This is a genomic window from Saccharothrix luteola (assembly GCF_020859565.1).
Taxonomy (GTDB): domain Bacteria; phylum Actinomycetota; class Actinomycetes; order Mycobacteriales; family Pseudonocardiaceae; genus Actinosynnema; species Actinosynnema luteola.
The window spans coordinates 196,545-202,670 of sequence record NZ_JAJHUO010000022.1 but is presented as its reverse complement, the minus strand read 5'-3'; the positions used below and the strand labels follow the sequence as shown (position 1 = coordinate 202,670).

Genomic DNA, 6,126 nt, shown 5'->3' with positions numbered 1-6,126 from the left:
CCTGACCGAACTCCCAGCGATCATCCGCATCGTGACCAGCCTCGAGTACTACCGCCTCGGCTGGTGACCAACTTCTGAATAACGCTCTAGGACTCTCGCACCGCGAACGTAGGACTCTCGCGTCACTCTCACGGACCTGAGCGTTCGACACACGGGACCTGAGTGTTCGACACGCCCGACCCGAACGTTCGACACACGGGACCTGAGTGTTCGACACGCGGGACCCGAACGTTCGACACGCGGGCGGTGTGAGGTGTGGCCGTTTGTGGGTGATCCGGACCGGAGGGGCGTGAGCGGCGGATAAGGTCTGCGGCGATGTCCTTCGCCAGCCCGCTGTTCCTGTGGTTCTTCCTCCCGGTCGTGCTCGCGGCCGTCCTCGTCACGCCCAGGAACTGGCGCAACGGCGTCGTCGCCGTGGCGAGCCTGCTGTTCTACGTCTCCGGCGCGGGCGGCACGACGCTGTTGCTGCTCGCCTGCATGGCGGTCAACTACCTGGCCGGGCGGCGCCTGGAGCCGGGCGCGCCGGGCGACCGCAGGCTGGTCCTGGTCGGCTCGATCGCGCTCAACCTCGGCGTGCTGCTGATCTGGAAGTACGCCGGGTTCGCCACGGGGCAGTTGCACGACATCGCCGCCGTCGTCGGCGCCGACCTGCCGGTGATCGAGCTCGCGCTCCCGATCGGCATCTCCTTCTACACGTTCCACCACATCTCGTACGTGGTCGACGTGTACCGCGGCGAACGCCCCGCCCTGCGCGAGCCGGTCGCCTTCGTCACCTACATCGCGATGTTCCCGCAACTCGTCGCCGGTCCGATCGTGCGGTTCCGCGAGATCGCCGACCAGCTGCCGCAGCCCCGCCTGCACCGCTGGGACGACGTCGCGGCCGGCTTCCCCCGCTTCGCCCTCGGCCTGTGCAAGAAGGTGATCATCGCCGACTCGCTCGCGCCGATGGTCGACGCCTGCTTCGCCACCCCGGCCGACGAGATGACCACGTCGATCGCCTGGCTCGGCGCGATCGGCTACACGCTCCAGCTCTACTTCGACTTCTCCGGCTACTCCGACATGGCCATCGGCCTGGGCCGGATGCTGGGCTTCCGGCTGCCGGAGAACTTCGCCCGCCCGTACTCGTCGGTCACGATCACCGACTTCTGGCGCCGCTGGCACATGTCGCTGTCGCGCTGGTTCCGCGACTACGTCTACATCCCGCTCGGCGGCAACCGCGGCGGCGTGCTGCAGACCTACCGCAACCTGTCGATCGTTTTCGTGCTCACCGGTTTCTGGCACGGCGCCAACTGGACGTTCCTGGTGTGGGGTTTGTTCCACGGCGGGCTGCTCGTGCTGGAGCGCCGATTCGGCTGGGATTCGACGCCTGCCGCCACCCGCACCCGAATTGCCCGCCGGGTCCTGACCATGCTCCTGGTGGTAATCGGCTGGGTGTTCTTCCGCTCCGCCGATCTCGGTACGGCGTTCACAATCATCGGCCACATGTTGTTGCCGGATCTCAGCGGGTTGACCGACGCCGTCGCGGCCGCGGCGACCAATCAGCGCATTGTGCTGCTGGTGCTCGCGCTGGCGATTGTCGCAATGCCCGATCACCCGGTGAGCGGGCCTTACCTGGAGTCTTCCCGGGACCGGATCGCCACCGCCGCCAGGGTCTCGCTGATGACGGTCGGCGTCGGCTACGCGGCGATCCTCGTCGCGAGCGGCACGTTCAGCCCGTTCCTCTACTACCAGTTCTGAAGATCGCCCCACCACGGGCCGCGAAGATCGACAAGCGGGCGATGTTCAACAATTGACTCACCAACCGGCTCGAGGCCGTCGGCGACCGCAGGAACGCGCTGGCCCGGTCGGACCAGCCGTCCGTGCCCAATGGTGGTCGCGGTCGACGTAGGGTAGGCGAGGATTGCTCACGCCGAGTCACCTACCGTCAACTGTCAAGAATAAGTGGGCGATTTTTCGCCGTTGCAACTACTTTATGTAACCGACCTGCTCCGTTCGGGTACACAGTGTGGTAGGACAGAGATTGCACATCCGGCAGCTTCTACCGTGCTAACCGAGGGAATTGTTACTTCGGGTGGGGGTAACGTGACTCACTCATCGGGGCCGACCAACCTGGGGGAGTTGTGACTTCCGGGGGGACCATCCGCGCGCTCGTGGGCAACCGCGAGTTCCGCGGCATGTGGATCGGCTCGACGGTGTCCACCGTGGGCGATCAACTCGCGGCGGTCGCGCTCTCCCTGTTGGTGTTCGAGCGCACCCAATCCGCCGCGTGGACCGCCCTCACGTGGTCGTTGACGCTGTTCCCGCCGCTGGTCTCGGGCCCGCTGCTGGGCTGGGTCGCGGACCGGTTCCCCCGCCGCACGGTGATGGTGTGGTGCGCGTGGCTGCAAGCCGCCCTGGTCGGTCTGATGGCCATTCCCGGCACGCCGCTGTGGCTGATGATCGTGCTGCTGGTCGTCGTGCTGATGATCTCTTCGCCGTTCCTGGCGGCGCAGGAGGCGAGCCTGCCCCACGTGCTGCCGGACAAGCGCTACGACGACGGCGTGGCGTTGTTCGGCACGTCGGTGGACGTCGCCCAGATGGTCGGCCTGGCCGCCGCGGGCTTCCTCGTCACGAACGCCGGCGCCGGCGTCGCGCTCGCGATCGACGCGGCCTCGTTCGTGTGGGTGGCGATCCTGGTGCAGCTGTCGGTCAAGCACCGGCCGGCCGCCGACCCGCGCGGCGCGAAGCGGGAGCCCGATCCCGAAGCCCCGAAGAGGGCGTTCACGCTCCTGGTCACGGAACCGCGGCTGCGCAGCCTGATGGGCATGCGCCTGCTCGCCGGCCTCGCGATGGTCCCCGAGGGACTCGCCGTGCCCCTGGCGGCGAGTCTGGACGCGGTGTGGGCCGTCGGCCTGATCCTGGCCATCGAGCCCGCCGCCAACGTCCTCGGCGTGGCCGTGCTGTTCCGGTTGGTGCGTGATCCGGCGAAACGCGAGCGGCTGATCGGTCCGCTCGCCATACTGTCCTTGGCCCCACTGGTCATGTTCGCGTTGCACCCGAACCTGACCTGGACCATCGCACTACTGGTGATCGCCGGTATGGCCGGCGCGTACCACACGCCCGCTCGCTCGGCGTGGATGCGCATCCTGCCCGACGCCTACCGCGGTCGCGCGTACGGCATCGGCCGTGCCGCTCTGCGCTCGTCGCAGGGCGGCGGGATGGCGTTGGCCGGTGTCGTGGCGCACTCGATCGGCTCGGTGACCGCGACGATCGCGGGTGCAGGCGGCATCGGGCTGTTGCTCGCCACGCAGGCGACCGTAGCCTGGCGACGGGCCCGCACCCGGAACGATCCGAAAGCGGTGGCGATCTGAAACGGACTCATCACATATCGCGATTGTCAAACATGAAGGACCCCTCGGCTGCGGCCCGCTAGCCCGCGGGCACGTACGGTGAACATTCGGTCCGGGATGGAGGGAGCGGCTCACATGTCGCGGTTGCGCATGGCGAACACCTCCTCAGTGCGCATCTCGGGCACGGACGTGCCGCTGCGAACGGCGTTCGCCACGCGGCGCCGGGCAGAGGGTAGGGGGTCGTGGTGAAGAACAGTTTGACTGACCAGAAGGCCTCTGGGGCAGTCGGCCGGCCCTCGATTCGCAACTGGGATCTGTGGACGTTGCGACCGGCCGCGCTGGCGTACTTCTTCTTCATCGAATCGGCGGTGGCGGCTGCCGCCATTTGGCTGCTCACCGGCCTCGACTCGGTCTCGAACGCCGACTGGCTCAGATTCGGCGCGGTGATGTTCGCCATCACCGTGCACCTGATGATCGTGCGTCGGGCCGAGGAGTCGCGCCGCAACGAGTCGGCCGGCCCGCACATCGACCTGACCTCGGTCTGGACGTTCGCCGCCGCCATCGCGCTGCCCGGCGCGCTGGCGGTGCTGGCCACGATCTGGATGCGGATCCTGATCCAGCCGATCGCGCGACGCCAGCCGTACCGGTTCGTGTTCAGCTCCGCGAGCATCCTCGGCGGCACCATGCTGGCCTGGGCCGTGGTGCACCTGTCCGGCACGTCGCTGCTGGCCACCGGCAGCATCCCGACCGACCTGGGCCTCGTGCTCGTGCTCATCGTGGCCGGGGTGGTCAACTGGGGCGCGCAGGGCATGAACATCGCCGTCGCGTTGAAGATCGTCACCCCGCACACCCGCATCCAGGAGTTCCTGGGCTCGCGCGCGGACAACATGCTGGAGCTGAGCACGCTCGGCGCGGGTGCCATGCTCGGCATGCTGATGACCACCCACTGGGTGGGTCCGCTGCTGCTGGTCTTCCCGGTGATCCTGGTGAACTCGCTGCTCTACCACGCCGCGCAAAGGCGGGCGCACCTCGAACGGCTGCTGCGCGAGCAGGAGCAGCTGCAGGCGCGGCTGGCCGAGGACGCGCACACCGACTACCGGACCGGCCTGCTCAACACCAACGGCCTCGCCGAGTACGGGGGCAGGCTCACCGACCGCTGCCGCCACGACAACCAGCCGGTGACCGTGCTGGCCATCGACCTGGACCACTTCAAGCGGATCAACGACACCTGGGGCCACCCGGCGGGCAACGCCGTGCTGGCCGAGGTGGGCCGGATCCTGCGGGAGAAGCTGCGGCCGGGCGACGTGGCCGGGCGCGACGGCGGCGAGGAGTTCGTCGTGGTGCTCGCCGACACGGGCCTGGCCCAGGGCACGGCCATCGCCGAACGGGTGCGCGAGGCGATCGGCGAGATGTCCGTGATGACCACCGACAAGCACCGCAACACCGTCACCCTGCGCGGCCGGAACCTCCCACTGACGGCGGACGGGCCGGACGTGCGCGCCATCTCGGCGTCCATCGGCGTGGCCGTGCTGCCGGACAACGGCGACTGCCTGATGGACGCGCAGCACTGCGCCGACGCCGCGCTCTACGCGGCCAAGGAGAACGGGCGCAACCAGGTGCGGGTCGCCGGCGGCGAGATCCGGCTGCTGCCCGCGCCGCGGGGCGACCAGCCGGTGGCCGAGGGCGCCGCGGACCAGTCGGCCGCCGCCGAGGTCACCCGCACCGCGTAAGTCCCCCACCTGCCGGCCGCGACCGGCGCTCGGCGCACGGGCGTGGCGGGCGTGACGACGCGGGACCGGACAGCCGGGAGCACGACCGGGCCCGCCACCGCAGCCGCGGTGGTCGGCCGACGTGGTCGTCCTGCTTCGCATGGCACCTGTCGTCTCCGCACGGCCCGCGTCCGGCGACCGGGCCTCCGGTGCCCCCTACGACCGCGAGTACCCACTCGCGGGGCATCCCAAACGTGTTACTGGACTCTTTCCCTCTTGCGGCTCATGAGGCGGCAGACCAGGTAGATGAAGAACGAGACCGCGGTGACGAACGCGCTCACCGGCATGCCTGGCGCGAGCGACAGGATCATCCCGCCCAGCACGGACACCTCGGCGAACACCACGGCCAGCACCGTGGCCCGCAGCGGGCTCGCGGTGACCCTGGTCGCCGCCGCCGCGGGCGTGATCATCAGCGACAGCACGAGCAGCGCGCCCACCAGCTGCACGCTCAACGCCGTCGCCACGCCCACCAGCACCGCGAACACCACCGACAGGGCCCGCACCGGCACACCGCGCGCCACGGCCACGGCGGCGTCCACGCTGGCGAAGTGCAGCGGACGGTAGATGACCGCGAGCACCGCCAGCACGGCGACCGACGCGCCGATGAGCAGCCACAGGTCGGTCGACCCGACGCTGACCACCTGACCGGTCAGCAGGCCGAACTTGTTCGCCGCACGCCCGTTGTAGAGGGCCAGGAACAGCACGCCGAGGCCGAGGCCGAACGCCAGGATCGCGCCGATCACCGAGTCGCGGTCCGAGTCGCGCGTGCTGAGCAGGCCGAGCAGCAGCGCGGCGACGACCGAACCGGCCAGCGCGCCGTACCCGACGCCGACGCCGAGCAGCAGGGCCGCCGCGCCGCCGGTGAACGCCAGCTCGCTCGTGCCGTGCACCGCGAACGCCATCTTGCGCGTCACCACGAGGGGGCCGAGCAGCCCCGCCACCAGCCCGAGCACGGCGCCCGCGACGAGCATCGGCTGGACGTAGCGCAACAGGTCCAGCGTCTGCCCGATGTCGAAGAAGTTCTCCAT

4 protein-coding genes are annotated in these 6,126 nt (G+C 69.5%); 3 read left to right on the top strand and 1 reads right to left on the bottom strand.

The features are described 5' to 3' along the window. Positions 1 to 315 precede the first annotated feature (315 nt). The 3 genes from LNK82_RS29620 to LNK82_RS29610 all read left to right on the top strand — a co-directional run bounded on the left by LNK82_RS29620 (position 316) and on the right by LNK82_RS29610 (position 5,059). On the top strand, positions 316 to 1,737 hold the full coding sequence (locus LNK82_RS29620) for an MBOAT family O-acyltransferase (protein WP_230569928.1): 1,422 nt from the start codon (positions 316 to 318) through the stop codon (positions 1,735 to 1,737). 383 nt (positions 1,738 to 2,120) lie between these two features. Then, positions 2,121 to 3,350 (top strand): MFS transporter, encoded by a 1,230-nt coding sequence (locus LNK82_RS29615; protein ID WP_230569929.1) that lies wholly within the window; start codon positions 2,121 to 2,123, stop codon positions 3,348 to 3,350. A gap of 302 nt (positions 3,351 to 3,652) precedes the next feature. Continuing rightward, a complete protein-coding gene (locus LNK82_RS29610) occupies positions 3,653 to 5,059 on the top strand; it encodes a GGDEF domain-containing protein (RefSeq protein ID WP_230569930.1) in 1,407 nt (468 codons plus the stop codon). Between the two features lie 236 nt (positions 5,060 to 5,295). Here LNK82_RS29610 and LNK82_RS29605 read toward each other — a convergent pair whose 3' ends face one another. Beyond that, entirely contained in the window at positions 5,296 to 6,126 is an 831-nt protein-coding gene (locus LNK82_RS29605) for a metal ABC transporter permease (protein ID WP_230569931.1), read from the bottom strand.